At 71.0% G+C, this 21,336-nt stretch carries 15 protein-coding genes; 8 read left to right on the top strand and 7 right to left on the bottom strand.

Annotation, left to right across the window (positions count from 1 at the left end; all coding sequences use genetic code 11):
• The first annotated feature begins 27 nt into the window (after window positions 1-27).
• From ACLJO0_RS40705 to ACLJO0_RS40695, 3 genes are read left to right on the top strand one after another with little or no spacing between them, the layout of a single operon-like run.
• On the top strand, window positions 28-633 hold the full coding sequence (locus tag ACLJO0_RS40705) for a bifunctional adenosylcobinamide kinase/adenosylcobinamide-phosphate guanylyltransferase (RefSeq protein ID WP_410585241.1): 606 nt from the start codon (window positions 28-30) through the stop codon (window positions 631-633).
• Between the two features lie 8 nt (window positions 634-641).
• Window positions 642-1,655 carry a nicotinate-nucleotide--dimethylbenzimidazole phosphoribosyltransferase gene (gene cobT / locus ACLJO0_RS40700; RefSeq protein WP_410585239.1) on the top strand — a complete coding sequence of 338 codons (1,014 nt, stop codon included), beginning with the start codon at window positions 642-644 and terminating at the stop codon, window positions 1,653-1,655.
• The gene (locus ACLJO0_RS40695) at window positions 1,652-2,398 is read left to right on the top strand and encodes an adenosylcobinamide-GDP ribazoletransferase (protein ID WP_410585237.1); all 747 of its coding nucleotides are present in this window, start codon (window positions 1,652-1,654) and stop codon (window positions 2,396-2,398) included. Before cobT ends, ACLJO0_RS40695 begins: the two co-directional genes overlap by 4 nt.
• On the opposite strand, the gene ACLJO0_RS40690 is transcribed toward ACLJO0_RS40695, so the two are convergent.
• The 5 genes from ACLJO0_RS40690 to ACLJO0_RS40670 form a co-directional block, all read right to left on the bottom strand.
• Window positions 2,311-3,006 carry a hypothetical protein gene (locus ACLJO0_RS40690; protein WP_410585235.1) on the bottom strand — a complete coding sequence of 232 codons (696 nt, stop codon included), beginning with the start codon at window positions 3,004-3,006 and terminating at the stop codon, window positions 2,311-2,313. The genes ACLJO0_RS40695 and ACLJO0_RS40690 overlap by 88 nt on opposite strands.
• Window positions 3,007-3,471: 465 nt before the next feature.
• Window positions 3,472-4,500 (bottom strand): Rv2231c family pyridoxal phosphate-dependent protein CobC, encoded by a 1,029-nt coding sequence (gene cobC, locus ACLJO0_RS40685; RefSeq protein ID WP_410585233.1) that lies wholly within the window; start codon window positions 4,498-4,500, stop codon window positions 3,472-3,474.
• Window positions 4,493-5,827: a cobyrinate a,c-diamide synthase gene (locus tag ACLJO0_RS40680; protein WP_410585231.1), complete on the bottom strand. Its 1,335-nt coding sequence runs from the start codon at window positions 5,825-5,827 to the stop codon at window positions 4,493-4,495. Before ACLJO0_RS40680 ends, cobC begins: the two co-directional genes overlap by 8 nt.
• A complete protein-coding gene (gene cobO / locus ACLJO0_RS40675) occupies window positions 5,821-6,435 on the bottom strand; it encodes a cob(I)yrinic acid a,c-diamide adenosyltransferase (RefSeq protein ID WP_410585229.1) in 615 nt (204 codons plus the stop codon). The genes ACLJO0_RS40680 and cobO overlap by 7 nt, the downstream gene beginning before the upstream one ends.
• Window positions 6,435-8,399: a putative cobaltochelatase gene (locus ACLJO0_RS40670; RefSeq protein ID WP_410585227.1), complete on the bottom strand. Its 1,965-nt coding sequence runs from the start codon at window positions 8,397-8,399 to the stop codon at window positions 6,435-6,437. Before ACLJO0_RS40670 ends, cobO begins: the two co-directional genes overlap by 1 nt.
• A gap of 61 nt (window positions 8,400-8,460) precedes the next feature.
• On the opposite strand from ACLJO0_RS40670, the gene cbiE reads away from it, so the two are divergent.
• From cbiE to ACLJO0_RS40645, 5 genes are read left to right on the top strand one after another with little or no spacing between them, the layout of a single operon-like run.
• Entirely contained in the window at window positions 8,461-9,600 is a 1,140-nt protein-coding gene (gene cbiE, locus ACLJO0_RS40665; RefSeq protein WP_410585225.1) for a precorrin-6y C5,15-methyltransferase (decarboxylating) subunit CbiE, read from the top strand.
• Complete coding sequence (gene cobM, locus ACLJO0_RS40660; protein WP_410585223.1) at window positions 9,597-10,358, top strand: precorrin-4 C(11)-methyltransferase; 762 nt, start codon at window positions 9,597-9,599, stop codon at window positions 10,356-10,358. The genes cbiE and cobM overlap by 4 nt, the downstream gene beginning before the upstream one ends.
• Window positions 10,355-11,350, top strand: a complete 996-nt coding sequence (locus ACLJO0_RS40655; RefSeq protein ID WP_410585221.1) for a Gfo/Idh/MocA family protein — start codon at window positions 10,355-10,357, stop codon at window positions 11,348-11,350. The genes cobM and ACLJO0_RS40655 overlap by 4 nt, the downstream gene beginning before the upstream one ends.
• Entirely contained in the window at window positions 11,347-12,090 is a 744-nt protein-coding gene (locus tag ACLJO0_RS40650) for a cobalt-precorrin-6A reductase (RefSeq protein ID WP_410585373.1), read from the top strand. Before ACLJO0_RS40655 ends, ACLJO0_RS40650 begins: the two co-directional genes overlap by 4 nt.
• 33 nt (window positions 12,091-12,123) lie before the next feature.
• Window positions 12,124-15,243 carry an arabinosyltransferase domain-containing protein gene (locus ACLJO0_RS40645; RefSeq protein WP_410585219.1) on the top strand — a complete coding sequence of 1,040 codons (3,120 nt, stop codon included), beginning with the start codon at window positions 12,124-12,126 and terminating at the stop codon, window positions 15,241-15,243.
• 98 nt (window positions 15,244-15,341) lie between these two features.
• Here ACLJO0_RS40645 and helR read toward each other — a convergent pair whose 3' ends face one another.
• Both helR and ACLJO0_RS40635 read right to left on the bottom strand, forming a co-directional pair.
• Window positions 15,342-17,510: an RNA polymerase recycling motor ATPase HelR gene (gene helR / locus ACLJO0_RS40640; RefSeq protein WP_410585217.1), complete on the bottom strand. Its 2,169-nt coding sequence runs from the start codon at window positions 17,508-17,510 to the stop codon at window positions 15,342-15,344.
• A 104-nt stretch (window positions 17,511-17,614) separates the two neighbouring features.
• On the bottom strand, window positions 17,615-21,277 hold the full coding sequence (locus tag ACLJO0_RS40635; RefSeq protein ID WP_410585215.1) for a hypothetical protein: 3,663 nt from the start codon (window positions 21,275-21,277) through the stop codon (window positions 17,615-17,617).
• Window positions 21,278-21,336 lie beyond the last annotated feature (59 nt).

The raw sequence follows: 21,336 nt of genomic DNA, 5'->3' as shown, positions 1-21,336 counted from the left end.
GGTAGCGCGTGCACGAGAATGCGGGGTATGACCAAGCTGACGCATCGCCTCGCGGGGGTCCTGGAGACTCTCGCGCGGGCACTTCGCCGCTATTCGCGCGACGACGGCAAGGTGCTGATACTGGGCGGCGTCCGCTCTGGGAAGTCACACCACGCCGAGCGGCTCGCGTCCCGCCACCCGCACCTGACCTACATCGCGCCCGGCCTGCCGCCGAGCGCCGCCGACCCGGAATGGGCCGCTCGCGTGGCCGCGCACCGGGCGCGGCGACCGGCCAACTGGAAGACGGTCGAGACCACCGACCTGGCCACGGTGCTGCGGACGGCGACGCATCCGCTGCTCATCGACTGCCTCGGCACCTGGATCAGCCGGGTGCTCGACGAGGTCGGCGCCTGGGAGCAGCGCGACGGCTGGGAACGGCGGCTCGACGAGCGGCTGGAGGACTTCCTGGCGGCGTGGACGCAGGCAGGCGTGCCGGTGATCGCGGTCAGCAACGAGGTCGGCAGCGGTGTGGTGCCCGCGACGGTGTCCGGACGCGTGTTCCGTGATGTGCTGGGCGCGTTGAACAACCGGGTGTCCGCCGTGTCCGACCGGACCGTGCTGGTCGTCGCCGGACGGATGCTGGACCTGCCCTAGGAGTCGCCATGCGTATCGCCACCCCGGACGCCGCCGCCGAAGCCGCGGCGCGCGTCAGACTCGACGGTCTGGTCAAGCCACTGGGTTCGCTCGGGCGGCTCGAAGATCTGGCCGCCTGGCTCAGCGCGGCGCACGGCGTCGTCCCGCCGCGGCCGCTCGACGACGTCCGGGTGGTCGTGTTCGCCGGGGACCACGGGGTTTCCGGCATGTCGGCGTATCCGCGTGAGGTCACCGCGGCGATGGTCCGGGTGTTCCTGGCCGGGAAGAGTGGCGTCGGCGTGCTGGCCAAGCTGTCCGGAGCGAAGGTGCGGGTGCTGGACATCGCGGTGGACTGGGACGGCGCGGACGTGCCGGCCGAGGTCACCGCGCACAAGGTCCGCCGGGGTTCCGGTTCGATCGACGTCGAGGACGCGCTCGCCGAGGGCGAGGCGCGTACGGCGTTCGAGCACGGGCTGGCGATCGCCGACGAGGAGATCGACGGCGGCGCGGATCTGCTCATCCCCGGCGACATGGGGATCGGCAACACGACGATCTGCGCGGCCGTGGTCGCCTCGCTGCTCGGCCTTTACCCGGAAGACGTCGTCGGTACGGGCACCGGGATCGACGAGGACGGGCGGGCACGGAAGCTCGCGGTCGTCGAGGCCGCGTTGATCAGGGCCGGTGCGGTGAAAGACCCCTTCACGATGCTGACCGCGCTCGGCAGCGCTTGTCTCGCCGCGACGGCGGGTTTCCTCGTGCAGGCCGCGGTCCGCGGGGTTCCGGTGCTGCTCGACGGTGTGTTCTCCGGGGCCGCGGCGCTCGTCGCCCGCGAGATCGCGCCGGGTGCCGAGCAGTGGTGGCTGGCCGGGCACCGGTCGACCGAGCCGTCGCAGGCGTTCGCGTTGAAGGCACTCGGGCTGGAGCCGATCCTCGACCTCGGGCTGCGGCTCGGCGAGGGCAGCGGGGCCGTGCAGGCGGTGCCGACGCTGAGGGCGGCGCGGGCGATCCTCGCGGACATGGGCCTGCTGGCGGATCTGGCTTGATCGCCGACGCACTGAAGATGGCCGTCGGCACCCTGACCACGGTCCGGGTGCCGGCACCGGGCCTGATCGACCGGCGGGTGGCGGGCGGCGCGATGGTGCTCGGCCCGCTGGCCGTCCTGCCGCTCGCCGCCGTCGCTTCGGTGATCGTCTTCTTGGGTGAACTGATCGGCTTGCCCGCTTTCGCGTCGGCTGCGCTCGCGGTGGGCGCGGTCGCGCTGGGCAGCCGCGGGCTCCACCTGGACGGGCTCGCCGACACCGCCGACGGACTCGGCGCTTCGTACGACCGCGCACGCGCGCTGGAGGTCATGCGGCGAGGGGACTCCGGGCCGACCGGGATCGCGACCCTCGTGCTGACGCTGCTGGTGCAGGTCGGCGCGCTGGCCGGGGCGATCTCGGCCGGACACGGGGTCGCGGCGGTCGCGATCGCGGTCGTCGCCGGACGCGGGGTGCTGTCGCTGTGCTGCGCGCGCGGCGTCCCCTCGGCCCGGCCGGAAGGGCTGGGCGCGACCGTCGCCGGCTCGGTGCCGGTGTGGACGGCGGCGGTGGTGTTCGCCGTGCTCGCGGGCGCGGCGGCACTGGTACTCCCGTGGTGGCAAGGGCTGATCGCGGTGACGCTGGGATACCTGGCCGCGTCGGCGCTGCTGGCGCGGTGCGTTCAGCGGCTGGGCGGGGTCACCGGGGACGTGCTCGGGGGTTGTGTCGAGGTCGCCGTCGCGGGGGTCTTGCTGGCTGTGTCCTTCTGAGGAGCCGCCAGTTTCTCGTCGATGTCCGGTAGCCAGAAGCACAGCTCGAGAGTCTTCATCCCGGCCCAGAGACCGAGCTTTCGGCCCTGCGAAACCAACGTGAGCGACGCGAACAGGAACAGCGCGGCGAGCCCGGCGGCGATGAACGGATGCTTCCCGGCGAAGATCTCGACGATCGCCGCGACCGCTCCGAACAGCAACGGCGGCGCGCAGTTGCGCACCATGAGCCCGGACGCGCGCAACCGCGTGACGTCGACCGCGACCTCCTTGTCGTGCAGTTGCAGCGCGCACAGCAGGAGATGCGGGCTCTCCTTCAGGAACGGGCGGTCCTTGGCCGCGGGCATCCGGCGGACGAACTCCTGGGCCGCGTTCCTGGTCCGCCTCCGCGGCACGATCCGCTCCAGCGCTTCACCGAGCGGGTAGGCCAAATAGCCCAGCAGGAAGCTCAGCACCACGATCACGACGACCAGCACGACGGTGGGCACGCCGCCGATGCTCGCCGCGGTCAGGATGTGGAGTTTCGCCCCGAGGTAGCCGAAGAACGCGACGTACAACGCGCCGGGGATGGTGTAGGCGAAGAGATCAAAGACGCCGATCACGAAGTTCACCGGCCCATCCAACCACTTCGCTCGCCGGGCGGGGCTTCTCTTAGGTACCTACTGCGTGACCTGCGGCGCTTTTTGCGTGATGCCTGGTTTGAAGTACATGAAGGACCCCTTCATGTACTGGGGAAGGGGTCCTTCACGCGCTGTCGCTGTAGTGCCGAGGCTCAAGGTCGCGTTCCTGCCCGCCCGCAGCAGCGGGTCCGCCTCGGCTCGGGCCGAGCTCAGCCCAGCATGTAGCGAAGGGCCCCTTCGCTCCCCTGAGGGTAGGGAAGGAGTCCCTCACGGACCTGCGGTCCCGACTCACCCGCCGTAGGTACCTAGAACAGGGTTCTATTGAGAGGTAAGGCAAAGGTGTCGGGTCCGGGGATTCTTTCGCGGCCGTGGGCGACCGTGCCGCGAAAGCCACTTTCGCGACCCCAGGCGTCGCGAAAGCGGCTTTCGCGACACATCTCGACTTTGCCCTACCCCTCAATAACCCGAATCGCCACTCACGACCAACCCGACCAACGCGGCCAGGAACGCGTCCACCGTCTCCCGGTCCCGCACCGCGATCCGCAGGTACCGTGCGTCCAGCCCCGGGAAGGTGTCCCCCCGCCGGACGGCGAAACCCTTCGCCCGCAACCGTTCCCGGACGCCGTCAGCGCCGGGGAGCCGGACGAGCACGAAAGGCCCCCGCGGCTCCCCCAGCACCTCGACACCCAACCCGGTCAGGCCCGAGACCAGGTACTCCCGGTCCGACTCCGCCGCGACCGCCAGCTTTTCGGCTTCCTCCAGCGCCGCCGGGCGGCAGCACGCCACCACGGCGACGGCGGCGAGGGACGACACCGACCACGGCGGCTGTACCGCGCGCAGTCTGTCCACAATGGACTCGTCTGCCAGGACGTATCCGGCGCGTAGTCCGGCGATGCCCCAGGTCTTCGTCAAGCTGCGGAGGACGGCGAAACCGGGTTGTCCCGCAACGCTTTCGGTCTCGCCGGGGACGGCGTCGAGGAATGCCTCGTCGACGACGACCAGGCGGCCAGGGCGACCGAGGGCGAGCAGGTCCGCGGCCGGATGCAGGACCGAAGTCGGGTTCGTGGGGTTCCCGACGAAGACCAGGTCCGCTTCGTCCGGGACGCCGCCCAGCCGGAAACCGTCGTCAGGCGCCAACAGGACCCGGTGCACTCGATGTCCGGCCGCGCGCAAAGCGGCTTCCGGTTCGGTGAACTGCGGGTGCACGACCACGGCGTGCGCGGGCCGCAACGCCGTGGCCAGCAACGTGAAGGCCTCGGCCGCGCCCGAGGTCACCAACACCTGGGACTCCGGCAGACCATGTCGCCGGGCCACCGCCATCACAGCGGCGGTGACGTCCGGGTAGGCGGCCAGGTCATCAAGGGCCACCGCCAGTTCGGCGCGCAGCCACGCGGGCGGCGCCGGGAGCCGGACGTTGACCGCCAGATCGACGAGCCCCTCGCCGACCTCGCGATCGCCGTGGTGCCAGAGGTCGTAGTCAGCCATGGTCGTGCACCGCGGCGGCGAACCGTTCGGCGAGTTCGGGGTAGCCCGCCCAGTGGACGTGCAGGTAGGACGCGTGCAGTGACGCCGACGCGAAGCCGTCGGGCGTGCGGTCCCAGCCCCAGGCCGGGGTCGGGCCACTGCCGGGTTCGACGATCGTACGGTGGAATTCGTGGCCGGTGACGCGTTGCCCCGCGACGGCCAGCACGCTGTCCGCGGGCGCGAAAGCCTTGCGGTAGCCGAGTTTCCCGCGTTTGGTCATGGTGGCCGACGCGTCGAGGACGCCGGCCATCGGCAAGCCGTCGATGTCCTGGCACAGATACAGCAGTCCCGCGCATTCCGCCACGACGGGCATTCCGTCGCCGACGGCTCGCGCGATCGCCGTCCGCAACGGGAGGTTCGCCGACAGCTCTTCGGCGTGCACCTCGGGGAAGCCGCCGCCGAAATACAGCCCGGCGCAGCCTTCGGGGAGTTCCTTGTCCTGCAACGGATCCACCTCGACGACGTCGACGCCTGCGGCGGCGAGCAGTTCGACGGCCTCGGTGTAGCGGAAGGTGAACGCGGGACCGGCCGCGGCGGCGACGACCGAACGCCGTCCGTCATGGGAAAGCGGCGGGCGCCAAGGCTCCCCGGAAAGCCTGGAGGCCGAGCGCGCGACCTGCACGACCGCGCCGAGGTCCACTCCCTCGCTGATCCAGGCGGCCAGTTCCGGCAGCAGCCGCGCCGACTCGCTCGCCCGTTCCGCCGCCGGCACCAAGCCGAGGTGACGGCTGGGCGCGTGGATCTCTTCGTTGCGGTACAACGTTCCCAGCAGCGGGACGCCGGTCGCTTCCAGCGCGGTGACGATCTCGTCCGCGTGCCGTTGCGAGCCCAGCTTGTTGAGGATGACGCCGGCGAGCCGGACGCGCGTGTCGTACTGCGCGAACCCGAGCACGGTCGCGGCGACACTGCGCGACGCGGCCGAGGCGTCGACGACGAGCACCACCGGAGCGTCCAGCAGCCGCGCGACATGCGCCGTCGACGCGTAGCCCTCGGTGCCGAGCGCCCCGTCGAACAGGCCCATCACGCCTTCGATGATCGCGATGTCGGCACCGGCGGAACCGTGCCGCAGCAAGGGAATCAGCCGGTCCTCACCCTGGAGGAACGGGTCGAGGTTGCGCGGCGGCCGTCCGGTGGCGAGGGCGTGGTAACTCGGGTCGATGAAGTCGGGGCCGACCTTGTGCCCGGACACCTTCAGCCCCCGCGCCCGCAAGGCCGCCATCAGCCCCGCGGCGATCGTGGTCTTGCCGTGCCCGGAACCGGGCGCGGCGATGACCACGCGGTTCACCATTCGATGCCTCGCTGGCCTTTTTGCCCGGCGTCCATCGGATGCTTCACCTTCGTCAGCTCGGCGACCAGGTCCGCCGCTTCGATCAGCTCCGGCGGCGCGTACCGGCCGGTGATCACCACATGCTGGTGACCGGGGCGCGAGGTCAGCGTCGAGACGACGTCGTCCACTTCGAGCCAGCCCCATTTGAGCAGGTAGCTGAACTCGTCGAGTACGTAGAAGTCGTGGGTTTCGGCGGCCAGACGGCGTTTGATCTCGGCCCAGCCCTCACGGGCGTTCTCGGCGTGGTCCTCTTCGGAACCGGACTTGCGCGCCCAGCTCCAGCCTTCGCCCATCTTGTGCCATTCGACCGGGCCGCCCTGGCCGGTGTCGTCGTGCAGTTTGCCGAGCGCGCGGAACGCGGCTTCCTCGCCGACGCGCCATTTCGCCGACTTGACGAACTGGAACACGCCGATCGACCAGCCCTGGTTCCACGCGCGCAACGCCATGCCGAACGCGGCTGTGGACTTCCCCTTCATCTCGCCGGTGTGCACGGCGAGCAGCGGGCGGTTGCGGCGCTGACGGGTGGTGAGCCCGTCGTTCGGCACCGTTTCCGGTTTACCCTGCGGCATTACGCGGCCCTCCCGGAAATACGTGTGCGGACAGCGCCCGCCAGTGTGTCAGCGGCGACTTCGGCGACCGGGACGTGTTCCGCGCCAAGGTGTTCCGCCAGTTCGGCGGCGAGCCCGAGGCGCATTTTCCCGCTCTCACAGTCCATCACGACCGAGGTCACGTTCCCGGCCAGCAGCCCTGCCGCCTGCTTCGCGCGCTGGACGGCGTCGGCGCCGCTGGTCGCGCGGCCGTCGGTGACGACGACGAGCAGCGGCCGCCGCAGCGGATCACGGACCGCTTCGATCCGCAGAACCCGCGCCGCTTCAAGGAGTCCTTCTGCCAGCGGGGTCCGGCCGCCGGTCGCGAGACCGTCCAAACGGGACGCCGCGGCGTCGACGCTGATCGTCGGCGGGAGCGCGAGTTCGGCACCAGCAGCCCGGAAGGTCACCAGGCCCACCTTGTCGCGTCGCTGGTAGGCGTCGAGCAGCAGGGACAGCACGGCGGTCTTGACCTCGCGCATCCGCTGCCGCGCACCCATCGAGCCGGACGCGTCGACGCAGAACAGCACCAGGTTGCCCTCGCGCCCTTCCCGCCGCGCGAACCGCAGGTCCTGGGACCGTACGACGAGTCCGGCGCCGCTGCGACCGCGAGACCGCTGGTGCGGCGCGGCCGCGCGTACGGTCGCGAGCAGATGCGGATGCCCGTCCTTCGTCCCGGCGGGCTGGACGCCGATGGTCCGGCCGTTGGTGGTGATGGCGCGGGACCGGCGGCCAGCGGCGCCCTCGCCGGTGCCCTTCACCTCGAAACGCCTGGCACGAAAGGCTTCCCCGGCGCCGACCGGCTTCTGCTCGCCGCCGCTCTGGCCACCGCCCGAGGGCTCCTCGCCGCCTTCCGACGGCGGCGGGCCCGACGTTTCGCCACCCTCAGGCGGTGCACCGGAACCGGGGCCGTCGTCGTCGGGGCCCGGACCTTCCGGCTCGGCGTCCTGCAACGCCTGCTCCAGCTGTTCCTCGGAGATCCCGGGCGCGTCGAAGGGATTCCGGCGACGGCGGTGCGGCAACGCGAGCCGTGCCGCGACCCGGACGTCCTCGGTGGTCACCTCGGTGCGACCGGCCCAGGCGGCGTGCGCGACGGCCGTCCGCGCGGTCACGATGTCCGCGCGCATCCCGTCGACCTCGAAGGACGCGCACACCTCGGCGATCTGCCGCAGCGCGTCGTCCGGCAGCTTGACCGACGGCAGAAGTCGTTGCGCCGCCTCGATGTCCGCGGCGAGTTCGGCGTCGGCCGCGGCGTACTGGCCGGCGAAACCGTCGGGATCCGCCTCGTAGGCCAGCCGTCGCCGGACGACCTCGACCCGCAGTTCGGGATCCCGGCTGGACGCGACCTCGACGGTGAGCCCGAAGCGGTCCAGCAGCTGCGGCCGCAGTTCGCCTTCCTCGGGGTTCATCGTGCCGATGAGGACGAACCGGGCCGCGTGCGAGACCGAAACGCCCTCGCGCTCGACAGTCGCGCGGCCCATGGCGGCGGCGTCGAGCAGCGTGTCGACCAGGTGGTCGTGCAGGAGGTTGACCTCGTCCACGTACAGCAGGCCGCGATGCGCGGACGCGAGCAGACCGGGCTGGAAATCGGTGACGCCGTCGGCCAGCGCGCGTTCCAGGTTCAGCGAGCCGATCACGCGGTCCTCAGCCGCGCCGACCGGCAACTCCACGAGCCGCGCGGGACGGCGGTGCGCGGGCGAGCCCTCGGCGTGCGGGCCGTCGGGACAGGCCGGATCAGGCTCGACGGGATCGCAGGAGAACCGGCACGCGTCCACGACGTCGACGCCGGGCAGCAGACCGGCCAGCGCGCGGACCATCGTCGACTTCGCCGTGCCTTTCTCCCCGCGCACCAGCACCCCGCCGACGGCGGGCGAGATGGAGGAAAGCACCAGCGCCAGGCGCAGATCCGGCATCCCCACAACGGCGGTGAACGGGTACGGCTTCACAGCACTCCCTCATCGTCGACGACCTCCGGCCGATCATCGCATAGGAATTCCGTCATCTAACGTGACGAGCGTGCGCGAAAAATCACCCCTGACGGTCGTCGGGATCGGAGCCGACGGCTGGCCCGGTCTGTCCTCGCAGGCCAGGGAAGCGGTGGTGAACGCGGACGTGGTCGTCGGCGCGCCGCGTCAGCTCGCGTACCTGCCCGCCGGGATGAAAAGCGAACCCTGGCCCAGCCCGCTCCTGCCAGGACTGGACGAGTTCCTCGCCGGACGGGAAGGCCGCGTCTGCGTGCTGGCCAGCGGTGATCCCCTGCTGTCCGGCATCGGCACGACGCTCGTCCAGCGCGGCTACGACGTCGAGATCCTGCCCGCGCTCTCCTCGGTGACGCTCGCCCGCGCGAGGCTCGGCTGGTCGGCGGAGGAGACCGAGGTGGTCACCGTCGTCGGCCGCGCGATCGGCCGGGTGAGCCGGGCGTTGGCGCCCGGCCGGAAGATCCTCGTCCTCGGCGCGAACGCCGAAGACCTGCTCGACCTGCTCAAAGCCCGCGGTTACGGCAAGAGCCGCGTCACCGCGCTGTCCGACCTCGGCGGCCCCGACGAACGGATCGGACCCGGCTCGCTGACCGTGTTCGCCATCGAGGCCGACGGGCCCGCACTGCCGCTGACCGGTCTCCCGGACGACGCCTTCGAGCACGACGGGCAGCTCACCAAACGCGACCTTCGCGCGTCCGCGCTGGCCAGGCTCGCGCCGTCACCCGGCGAACTGCTGTGGGACGTCGGCGCGGGCGCGGGCAGCGTCGGGATCGAGTGGTCCCGGGCGCATCCGCTGAACCGGGCGATCGCGATCGAGCGCCTCCCGGAGCGGGCCGCCCGGATCACCCGGAACGCGGACGCGCTCGGGGTCCCCGAACTCGACGTGGTCATCGGCCCCGCGCCGGAAGCACTCGAAGGACTGGCCAGGCCGCACGCGATCTTCGTCGGCGGCGGGCTGACCGTGCCCGGTGTGCTGGACGCCTGCCTGGCGACCGGCGCGCGGATCGTCGCGCACGGCGTGACCCTCGAATCCGAACAGGCACTGGCCCGCGCGTACGGCGAACACGGCGGGGAGCTGATCCGCGTCGCCGTCGAACAGGCGGCGCCGCTGGGCGGATTCACCGGCTGGACCCCGGCGCGGGTCGTCACACAGTGGAGCAAAGCGTGACAGTGCACTTCATCGGCGCCGGTCCCGGCGCGGCCGACCTCATCACCGTCCGGGGCCGTGACCTGCTCGGGCGCTGCGAGACCTGCCTGTACCCCGGCAGCATGACGCCTACGGACCTGCTCGCCTATTGCCCGGACGACGCGGTGCTCATCGACACCGCGAATCTCGATCTGCCCGCGATCGTCGAGCGCATGGTCGACGCGCACCGGAACGGCCACGAGATCGCGCGGCTCTGTTCCGGTGATCCGTCGATCTACAGCGCGGTCGCCGAGCAGATGCGCCGTCTCGACGCGGCCGGCGTTCCCTACGACGTCACGCCGGGTGTGCCCGCGTTCGCCGCCGCGGCCGCGCTGCTCAAACGCGAACTGACCGTGCCCGAGATCGGCCAGAGCCTGGTCATCACGCGCGCGCAGGCCCGGTCCACGGCCATGCCACCGGGTGAAACGCTGGCGAACTTCGCCCGCACCGGCACCACGCTCGCGCTGCATCTGGCGATCAACCGCATCGAGCAAGTAGTCGACGAATTGCGGCCCTTCTATCAAGAGAACTGTCCGGCGGCGGTGGTCGCGCTGGCGAGTCAGCCCGGTGAGCAGGTGCTGCGAGGGACGCTCGGCACCATCGCCGCGCAGTCCCGTGAGGCCGGGATCAGCCGCGCCGCGATGATCTTCGTCGGGGAAGTCCTTGCCGCCGAAGGGTTTCCCGACAGTTTCCTGTACTCGGCCACCCGTGATCGCGCCAACCAACCGGAGTCGCTGTGAAGAACCTTCGCTGGGGCCTGCTGGCCGCCGGAACCATCGCCGCCGAGTTCGCGGCGGGCGTCGAAGAGAGCAAGCACGGCGTGTTGGAGGCCGTCGCCGCGCGGTCCGGTGATCGGGCGGCCGAGTTCGCGAGCCGCTTCGAGATCCCGAAGTGCTACGGCGCCTACGAAGACCTGCTCGCCGATCCGGACGTCGACGCGGTCTACATCTCGACGCCGCATCCGCTGCACGGCGAGTGGGCGATCCGTGCGGCCGAAGCGGGCAAGCACATCCTGTGCGAGAAGCCGCTGACCGTGTCCGTCGCCGAAGCCGAGAAGGTCATCGAGGCGGCCCGCGCCAACGACATCTTCCTCATGGAGGCGTTCATGTACCGGCTGCATCCGCAGATCCGGCGGCTGGCCGAGCTGATCTCGTGCGGCGCCATCGGCGAGGTCCGCGCCGTGGACGTCGCCTTCAGCTACAACTTCGCCGTCCCCCGGCTCACCGATCCCGCGCTGGGCGGAGGCGGGATCTTCGACGTCGGTTGTTACTGCACCTCGCTCGCGCGGCTGGTCTCGCAGGCCGCGACCGGGCAGGACGTCGTCGAGCCCGACGAGGTGCTCGGGATGGCCAAGCTCGACGAGAACGGCATCGACGAGGTCGCGTTCGGACTGCTGCGGCTGCCCGGCGGGATCCTCGCGCAGCTGGCATGCGGCTTCCAGCTGACGCAGGACGACCACATCCGCGTGTACGGCACGCAAGGGCAGCTGTACGTGCCGAAACCGGCGTGGATCCACGAAATGCGCAAGCCGAAGACGTCGCAGATCGTCCTCACGCCGGAAGGCGGCGAGCCCGAGGTGATCGAGGTCGAAGCGACTCAAGGCCTCTTTGCTCGCGAGGCCGACCACGTCGCCGCGCACCTCGAAGACCGTCAGGCGCCCGAACTCACCTGGGCGGAAACGCTCGCCAACCTGCGCACGCTGGAACGGTGGCGCGCGGCTGTGGCGCGATGAAGCTGCTGATATTGGGCGGAACCGGCGAAGCACGCGACCTCGCGAAGGAGCTCGTGGCTCGTGGCGAGCACGTCGTCTCGTCGCTGGCAGGCCGCGTCGCACGACCGAAGCTGCCCGACGGCGAAGTCCGCGTCGGCGGCTTCGGCGGCCCGGAAGGTCTCGCGCGCTGGCTGACCGAGAACGACGTCGACGCGGTGATCGACGCCACGCACCCCTTCGCCGAACGCATCGGCGCCAACGCGGCCGAAGCCGCCCGCGCGACGGGAACGCCGCTGCTCAGGCTCGCCAGGCCCGGCTGGACCGAACAGCCCGGCGACAGCTGGCACTGGGCCGACGACCTCGGCCACGCCGCGCGGCTGCTCCCGGCGCTCGGCGAACGCGTGTTCCTCACCAGCGGCCGTCAAGGGCTCGCCGCGTTCGCCGGGCTCGATCTCTGGTTCCTGATCCGCTGCGTCGACCCGCCAGAGGCACCGCTCCCCCGCCGTCACGAAGTCCTGCTGGACCGGGGGCCGTACACGGTGGACGGGGAACGCGCGCTCATGGAACGGCACGGCGTCGAGGTCCTCGTCACCAAGGACAGCGGCGGCACGATGACCGCCGCGAAGCTCACCGCGGCCCGCGGGCTCGGCCTCCCGGCGGTCGTCGTCCGCCGGCCTCGGCGACCCGAAACGGCCAGCGTAACGACAGTTCAGGACGCTGTCGGCTGGATCGGTGCCCAGGAGAAGGGCAGCCCTGCGTAAGCCGTTCGGACCAGACCCGTTAGCGTTGCGCCGATGCGTTTGATCGCTGTCACGCTGGGGTTGCTGTCCGCCTTGTGCGCATTGGCTTTCCCCTTCCTGCCGGTGGTGCAGGACACAGCGGAGGTCGTCTGGCCAACGGGCGGCGACACCCGCTCCGTCAACGCGCCCTTGACCGGGTACTGGGCGCAGGACCTGCGCGTCGATCTGCCGTGCACGACCGTCCGGTCGCTGGACGCGCGTTCGCAGGGACAGGCACTGCTGTTCTCCACCGTGCCCGACGGCCGCACCGACCCACGCGCGGGCAAGGGCGTCGGCCTCCAGCTGCGCATCGACAACGGCGTGCTGCTCGCCGTCAGCCAGGGCCAGCAGATCGTGCAGCAGCCGCTACCCCCTCAGTCAACGTCACAGCAGAACTGCGACGTCAAGCTCCGTGCGGACGCGAACCAGATGACGCTGAGCATCGCCGAGACCGTGGTGTTCCACGCCGAGGGCGACGTCCGGCCGCGGCTGGTCGGCATCTACTCGTCGATCAACGCGGGCAAGGACCCGATCGCCGGCGTGGGCGTCTCGGTCGTCCCGGACACCCGCTACCAGACCTCGCCGACCCTGCTGAAGTGGATCATCGGCCTGATCGCGGCGCTGTCGTTCATCGGCTGCCTGATCGCGGTGTGGCGGATGGACTCCGGGTTCGCCCGCCGCGCGCCGCGCTGGGCGCCGATCGGCTGGTGGCGGCTGACCGCCCGCGACGCGACGGTGATCGTCGCGCTCGGCGCGTGGGTCTTCATCGGCCCGGTGACCTCCGACGACGGCTACATCCTCACGATGTCGAGAGTGGCCGAAGAGACCGGCTACCTCACCAACTACCACCGCTGGTTCGGCGTCGCCGAGGCGCCGTTCGGCTGGTTCTACCACGTGTATCAGCTGATGGCGCACGTCAGCACGGTGCCGCCGTGGATCCGGCTCCCGTCGTTCCTGCTCGGCGTGCTGAGCTGGCTGCTGATCAGCCGCGAGGTCATGCCGCGCCTTGGCACCCAGGTCCGGACGAGCCGCGCCGCGGGCTGGGCCGCCGCCGCGGTCTTCCTGGTCTGGTGGATGCCGTACAACAACGGCGTCCGGCCGGAACCGGTCGCCGCGCTGGGCTCGCTGCTGGCGATCTGCGCCGTGGAGCGCGCGCTGGTGACGCGCCGTCTGCTGCCGCTCGCCCTCGGGCTCACCGCGGCCGGGTTCACCCTGGCCGCGACGCCGACCGGGCTGATCGCGGTGGCGCCGTTCCTCGTCGCCGCCCGCCCGCTGTTCAAACTGGTCCGCCAGCGCGCCGAGAACGGCTGGCTGCCGGTGCTCGCGCCGGTGCTGGCCGCGGGGCTGCTGGTGCTGGTCGTGGTGTTCGCCGACCAGACCTTCGCCACCGTGCAGGAGGCGACCCGGATCCGCACCCAGGTCGGCCCGAACCTGTCGTGGTTCCAGGAGCTCGCGCGCTACCAACTGCTCTTCGAAAGCCTGCCGGACGGTTCCGTGTCGCGCCGGTTCCCCGTGTTGCTGGTGCTGCTGTGTGTCGGAACCTGCCTGGTGGTGCTGCTGCGCCGCGGCCGGATCCCCGGCGCCGCGCTCGGCCCCAGCCGCCGCCTGATCGGCACGGTCGCGCTGTTCTTCCTGCTATTGGCCCTGACCCCGACCAAGTGGACACACCACTTCGGCGCGTTCGCCGCGGTCGGCGCGGCCATGGCGGCGCTCACCGCGCTGGCGACCAGTTCGACCGTGCTGCGGTCCAGGCGCAACCGGGCGGCGTTCCTCGCCGGTCTGCTGGTGGTCGGCGCGCTGGCCGCGACCGGACCGAACTCTTTCTGGTTCGTCTCGAAACTCGGCGTGCAGTGGACCGCGGTGGCGCCCTCGATCGGCGGGATCCCGCTGTCGACGATCCTGCTCATCGCGGCCGGGATCTCCGGCGTGTACGCGTTCGTGGAGAACGTCCGCGCGCATCGGCCAGGGCTACAGGCCGTGCCACAGGAAGGGCGGAGCCGCTCGCTGCGGCTCGGGTCGCTTTCGCTGGTGGTGGTCTGCGGTCTGATGGCCACGGGTGAATTCGTCAGCATGGCGTGGGCGATCCACAACCAGGCCGGTTCCTACAGCCTCGGCGCCGCGAACTTCGGGCATCTGTCCGGCAAGAGCTGCAACCTCTCCGACCACGTGATGGTGGAACGGGACGCCGCCACCAGCATCCTGCGGGCGCAGCCCGAACAGCGGACGGTGCCGGTGAAGAAAGAGGAGCCGCCCGCCGGGCAGACCCCGCCGCCGTTGCCCGATCCGGAACAGGACAACGGCCGCGTGCAGACCGGGTTCCACACCCGCGCGATCGACGACAAGGACCCGCTCGCCGAACCGCCGCACGGCTTCAAACCGGACGAAGTGCCGATGTGGAGCAGTTTCCTCGACCCCGAAACGCGGGCCGGGCGGCTGCGCAGCGACTGGTACGCCCTCTCGGAAAAGCCCGCCGACGGCCAGATCGTGGTCGCCACCGCGGGTGCGGCGCGGCGTCCGACATCGGTCAGCCTCGACTACGGCGTGAACACCAGCGAAGGTGTGAAGGTCGTCCGCAGCCAGTTCGTGCTCCCGCCGGGCGCCGGGACCAACGGCTGGAACGACACCCGGATCAACCTGCGCGACCTCCCCGCCGAGACGACGTCCGTGCGGATCAACATCGTCGACAACGACCTCACCGAGGACGGCTGGATCGCCGCGTCGGCGCCCCGCGTGCCGACGTTCACCACGCTGACGGAGAAGATCGCGGGCAAACCGGTGTACGTCGACTGGCCCGCGTCGTTCGTGTACCCGTGCGTGCAGCCGGTGACGTCGCACGACGGCATCTCGAAGATGCCCGAATACCGGATCACCGCCGGCGCCGTCGCCGACGAGGCGAACTGGGCGTCCAGCACCAACGGCGGCCCGATCGGCTGGCTCGAAGAGGTCGCCGCCGAACCCGAGGTGCCCAGCTACCTGATCGGCCAGCCGAGCCAGTCTTGGGGACAGCTGCTGCAGGTCGAACCGTTCACCGAGGGGATCGCGCCGACGATCGTCCACGGCGAGAAGGTCGTCCCCGGCTGGTGGTCGCCGGGTCCCGGACCACGGCAGCCGAACGGCAAGGACCCGACGCGCTAGGCGTCACTCGCGTGCTTGAACCCGTAACTCACGTGATTGGAGGCGTAACTCGTGAGTTACGCCTCCAATCACGCGAGTGCGGTGTCTGATCACGCGAGTTACGGGTTCAAGCACGCCAACGCCGGCGGCAGCGGGCCCTCGTGCAGGACTCCGAGGCGCTGCGTAGCGCGCGTGAGGGCGACGTAGAGCTCAGCCGCGCCTCGCGGGCCGTCGGCGAGGATCCGCGCCGGGTCCACGACGAGGACGGCGTCGAACTCGAGTCCCTTCGTCTCCGAGGCGGGCACGGTGCCGAGCACGCCCGGCGGCCCGATCACGACGCTGGTGCCTTCACGACCGGCTTCGTCCTTGACGAACTCCTCGATGGCGGCTGCCCAGGAATCAACCTGCCGCGCCCACGGCCGGACCCCGTTGGACCGGACCGACTCCGGCGCCCGGACGTCGGGCGCGAACTCGGCGAGCACCGAGGCGGCGACGGCCATGATCTCCGCCGGGGTGCGGTAGTTCACCGTCAGCGACCGGTAGACCCAGCGGCCCGGCACGTACGGCTCCAGCATCGCGCCCCACGACCGCGCCCCCGCCTCGGACCGGCGCTGCGCCAGATCGCCGACGACGGTGAACGACCGGTTGGGGCAACGCCGCATCAGCACCCGCCAGTCCATTTCGGACAGTTCCTGTGCCTCGTCGACGACGACGTGCCGGTACGTCCAGTCCCGGTCCGCGGAGGCGCGTTCGACGAGGCTGCGCGTGTCGTGCTCGACGAACCGGTCGGCGAGTTCGTCGGCGAACAGGAGGTTTTCCGCGGACAGCATGACGTCCTCGTCCATCTCCTCGCGGTCCAGCTTCATCGTGTCGAGCACCCCTTCGGCGTACTCGGCCTCGGCCTTCTTCTCCCGCGCGAGCGCCATTTCGGCTGCCTGTTCCGCCCGCTTGTCGCGGCCGAGGAGGTCGACGAGTTCGTCGAGGAGCGGCATGTCCGACACCGTCCAGGCTTCCCCGTCGGTACGCAGCAGCGCTTGGTCGGCACCGGCCGCGCGAAGCCGTTCCGACGACGAGAGAAGCGAGCCCAGCAGGCTTTCGGGCGTCAGGATCGGCCAGAGTTCCTGGAGCGCGGCGGTGAACGTCTCGCTCTCCGCCAGTTCCTTGAGCAGGTCCTTCCGCAGCCGCTCCCATTCGTCACGGTCGTCGCGGCTGAGCCAGCCGCGGCCGATCCGCGCGATCGCCCGCTCGGTCAGGACGTAGGTGACGATGTCGGTGAACGTCCCGCGCGCCTCGTTGTGCGGCAGGCCGCTCTTGCGTGCCTCGTCCCTCGCCCATTCCGCGGTCTCGGCGTCGATCCGGACGGTGACGTCGGCCAGGTCGATCAGCACCGGCTCCTCCGGCAGCCGCTGCCGGTCGGCGACCGCGGCCTTGAGGACGTCCAGCATCTTCAGCGAGCCCTTGAGCCGCGTCGCCTCCGGCCCGTCCTCGGCGGTGACATGCTTGCCCGGCACGAAATCGCCGGTGGTCATGAACACCACGTCGGTCTCGCCCAAGGACGGCAGCACCCGGCCGATGTGGTGCAGGAACGCCGGATTCGGCCCGACGACGAGCACGCCGTGACGCTCCATCCGCTCGCGCTGCGTGTAGAGCAGGTACGCGACGCGGTGCAGCGCCACCACGGTCTTCCCGGTACCCGGCCCGCCCTCGATCACGAGCACACCGGGGTGCTCGTGCCGGATGATCTCGTCCTGTTCGGCCTGGATCGTCGCGACGATGTCGCGCATCCCCTCGCCCCGCGGCGCGTTGACCGCCGCGAGCAGCGCCGCGTCCCCTTCCGCGTCACCGCCAGGACGGCCGAACACCTCGTCGGTGAACCCGAGCAGCTCACGTCCGTGCGTGTGGAACTGACGGCGACGGCGCATCTTCTCCGGTGTCGCGGCGGTCGCGGTGTAGAACGGGCGCGCCGCCGGGGCCCGCCAGTCGAGCAGCACCGGTTCGTAGTCGTTTTCCTCGTCGAAGAGACCGATGCGGCCGATGTGGGAGGTCTCCCCCGCGGCGCTGTCCAGCCTGCCGAAGCACAGGCCGTTGTCCACGACGTCCAGCCGGCGCGACTCCCTGGCCAGCGCGCGCACCTCGACGTCGCGTTCCATGGCCGTCCCGCCGGTTCCCCCGAGCGCCGCCCGGTACTCGCCCTTCACGCGCACGCGTTCGGCGTCCAGGCGCGCGTAGAGCCCGGCGACGTATTCGCGTTCGGACCGCAGCTCTTCTTCATGACCCTGAGTTGACACAGACTCCCATTTCGCCAGGTTTCGGCTACGGCGAGTGAGTCTGAGGCATGACCGGGGTCTTGTGGCAAGTCCCCCTATGCGCTATATGTTTATTACGGAGGGAGTTACGCCCCGCACGGCGGCGCGTAGTCGAGCCCCGGAAAGTACCTCTCCCACTCTTCCCTCGTGATCCTCGGCGTCGCCAGACGGCAGATCTCCTCGCCGACCCGGTCCACGTCCGTCTGCCACAGCTGGACGCCGCCGCCGCCGATCGCGAGCGTGCGCCCGTCCTGCCGGTACGCCAGCGAGTTGACCGTCGCGGCGAAGCCGCTGATCTGTGCCTTTTCGACCGGATTCCGCGGATCGGTCAGATCCAGCACGCGCACCGTGCGGAAGGCCGACGCCGCCAGCTCCCTGCCGGTCGGCCCGAACGCCAGATGGCCGATGCCTTCGGGACTCCCGCCCAGTTTCGCCAGCCGCACGGCGTTCGCGCGGTCGGTGATGTCCCAGAAATAGAGGTGCCGGTCGTCGCCGCCCGCGACGACGAGGCGGCCGTCGGGGCTGAGCGCCATCTTGAACAGGGCACCCGCGTCGGGCCGCAGGGTCGACACCAGACTCGGCCGTTTCGGGTCGGCGACGTCCCACAGCGTCACCGCGGAGGTGTCGAGCCCCTGGCTCGCCACCAGCGTCCGCCCGTCGGGGGTGAACGCGAGCGACCAGACGGTCCCGTCACCGACCGGGAGGACCCGCGGCGCGGCGAACCGAGCCGGATCGCCGATGTCCCACAGCTGGATCGGCCCGTCGTCGTGGCCGGAGGCGAAGGTCTTGCCGTCCGGGCTGAACGCGAGCGAGTAGGTCGGCAGGACACCGGTCGACGCCTGGAGTTTCGGTGCCGTCGGATCGCTGATGTCCCAGCGCTGGAGCACGAACGTTCCGGCGACCCCGGCGCCGTCGTGCGCGGCCAGCGCGAGACTGCGCCCGTCCGGGCTCAGCGCGATGGCGGTGACGGTGGCCGGGCCGGGGAGTTTCGAGAGCTGTCTCGGCGCGCGGACGTCGTCCATCGCCCAGAGCCGCACGTCGTCCCCGGCGGTGACGAGGATCCGTCCCTGCTCGATGAACGCGCCGGCGCTCCAGCCCGCGCTCGAGGCCAGCGCGAGTTCGCCGACGTCCTGCAGCCGGACGGTCCGGTCGTCGCTGGTGGACACGATGGTCTTGCCGTCCGGGGAGAAGCCGGCCCACCAGATGGCGTTCGTGTGCCCGGTCAGCGGCGGCAGTTCCTTCGCCTGCCCCGTGACGTCCCACAGGCGCACGGACTGGTCGTCCCCCGCGGTCACCACCAGCCTGCCGCTCGGGCTGAACCCGGCCGCCCAGACCACGGCCGGGGTGGTCAACGTCGACAGCGGCCGCGGTGCCACCGGATCGGCGACGTCCCAGAGCTTCGCCGTGTGATCCCAGCTCGTGGTGATCAGCCGCTTTCCGTCGGGACTCCACGACGGCGTGAGCTGCAGATCCTTGTGTCCGGAGAGGACGGATCGCCGTCGCGGCGCGGACGGAGTGGTGACGTCCCAGAGTTCCGCCGTCCAGTTCGTGTTCGTGACCGCGAGCATCGTGCCGTCGGGATTGAACACGGCGCGTTCGAGTCCGGGGGCCGGGATCCGGCCGAGCGGTTTCGGCGCGCCGAGATCGCCGACGTCGGTGAGCTGGACGGTGCGGTCGACGGAACCCGTGACGAGACGGCGGCCGTCCGGGCTGAAATCGAGCGAAAGCAGGACGGCGCGGTGCCCGGTGACGTCCGCCTTCCGCACCGGACGCCGCGGATCGGTCAGATCCCAGAGCCGGGCCCGGCCGTCCCGGGTGGCGGTCGCCAGGGCCCGCCCGTCGCGGCTGAACGCCAGCGGTCCGCGGACCTCCTCCGAACCGGGCAGCGTCGCGAGGAGCTCCGGTCGCCGCGAATCGGCGATGGACCACACCTGCGTCGCCCGGTAGGAGTCGGAGGTGATCATCAGCCGTCCGCTCAGCACGACGGCCAAGTCGCCCGGGTCGAAGGTCATCCGCGTGGCGAACGGCGCGGCCATGGACGCGAGCAGGCCGTCGTGGGTCTCCCGGATCGGCGCGAGCCGGTACGCGGCGAGGCTGAGCTGGGTCGACAGGGCCGGATTCGATTCCCGCAACGCCTTCGCGTCGACGACGGCCTTACGCGCGAGCGCCACGTTCCGCTGGTCGGTGGCGGTCCGCCCGGCGTCGACGGCGTATCCGACGGCGACGCCCGCGAGGAGCAGCAAGACGCCGAGGAGCGCGACAAGTCTTCGCAGCCTTCGCGTCCGTTTGCGGCCGACAGCGGTCTCTTCGGCTTCGGCGTCGAGCCCGGCCTGGAGGAACTCCTGCTCGCGCGCGCTCAACGCGTCCGGCTCCCTGGCAACCCATTCGGCCGCGAGCCCCAGCCGCGTGCCGCGGTAGAGGCTGCCCTTGTCGCGATCCAACGACTCCCACAGCTCGGTCGCCTCGGCCAGCTGCCGGTGCAGGCGATGCCCTTCGCGGTCCTCCGCGAGCCAGTCGCGCAGCCGCGGCCAGCTGCGGATCAGCGCCTCGTGGGCGATCTCGACACCGTCGCGGTCAAGAACGAGCAGGCGCGCGTCGGCGAGACGTTCGAGAACCTCCGTGGTCGCCGGATCGTCGTCGAGTTCGCGCCGGTTGAGACGCCGCTTCGTGTCTTCGGTGCCTTCGCCGAGCGCGGTCAGCCGCAGGAAGATCTGCCGTACGACCCGCTGTCGATCCGGCTCCAGATCCGTGTGGACCGCCTCCGCGGTCCGCGCGATCGCGTTGAGGATCCCGCCCGCCGCCTCGTACGCCGCGCTGCTCAGCGTGATCCCCTGCCGCCGCCGCCAGGTCTCCAGCAGCGCGTGCGACACCAGCGGGAGCATCGCCGGCTGGCCGGTGGCGTCGGCGACGAGCGTCGTGACCAGCGCCGCTTCGACCCGGCAGCCCGCGCGGACGGCGGGTTCGACGATCGCGGTGCGGAGTTCGTCGGCGGTCATCGGGCCGACCATGACCTGCGCGTCGGTGAGCGCCTCGACCAGACCGGCGTGACGGCAGAGGTGACCGTAGAAGTCCGCGCGGACACCGAGGACGACCCGCGTCCCGTGCCCGTCACGGGCGAGGGCGAGCAGCGCGTCGACGAACCTCTCGCGTTCGTCCTGGTCCCGGCAGAGGGTGTAGACCTCCTCGAACTGGTCGATGATCAGCAGCCGTCCCCCGGCGTCGAGATCCTCCGCGAGTGGACACGCTCCTGGCGTCCGGATGACGACCGGGCGTTCGCTCGCCGCCGCCAATCCGGCTCGCAGGACGGACGACTTCCCCGAACCCGAAGCGCCGAAGACGCCGACGAGCCGCCGTTCCGCGAGCTTGCCGGTCAGCTCGGCGACCAATCGCTCACGGCCGAAGAAGCGGGCGGCGTCGGCGGTCTGGAACGCGGCCAGCCCCAGGTACGGGAGTTCGCTGTCGTCACGTTCGCCGGAAGCCGCCGCGAGCCCGGCGGCGACCGCGCGCCAGCGTTCCTCCCACGCCGGGACGTCACCACCGCACGCGGTGACGTACGCGGTCGTCACCGCGAGCCCCGGCAGTTTCCGTCCGCCCGCGGCTTCCGAGAGCGCGGCCGCCGAGTAGCCCGCGCGCGAGGAAAGTTCGCGGTACGTCGGCCCGCCGGCCTTCTCGCGAAGCAGGCGAAGATCCGCCGCGAAGCTCACGACGACGTCGTCGCCCGGCCCCAGCGGGCGCTCGCGTCTCGGCACCAGGCCCCCCTGATCGTCGAAGCGTTATGGAATGGACATTGTTCACCGAAAACGGCCGG

Source organism: Amycolatopsis sp. lyj-108 (assembly GCF_046549005.1).
Taxonomy (GTDB): Bacteria; Actinomycetota; Actinomycetes; order Mycobacteriales; family Pseudonocardiaceae; genus Amycolatopsis.
Note: the sequence above shows the minus strand (reverse complement) of the source record. Positions and strands in the feature narration are given on the sequence as shown.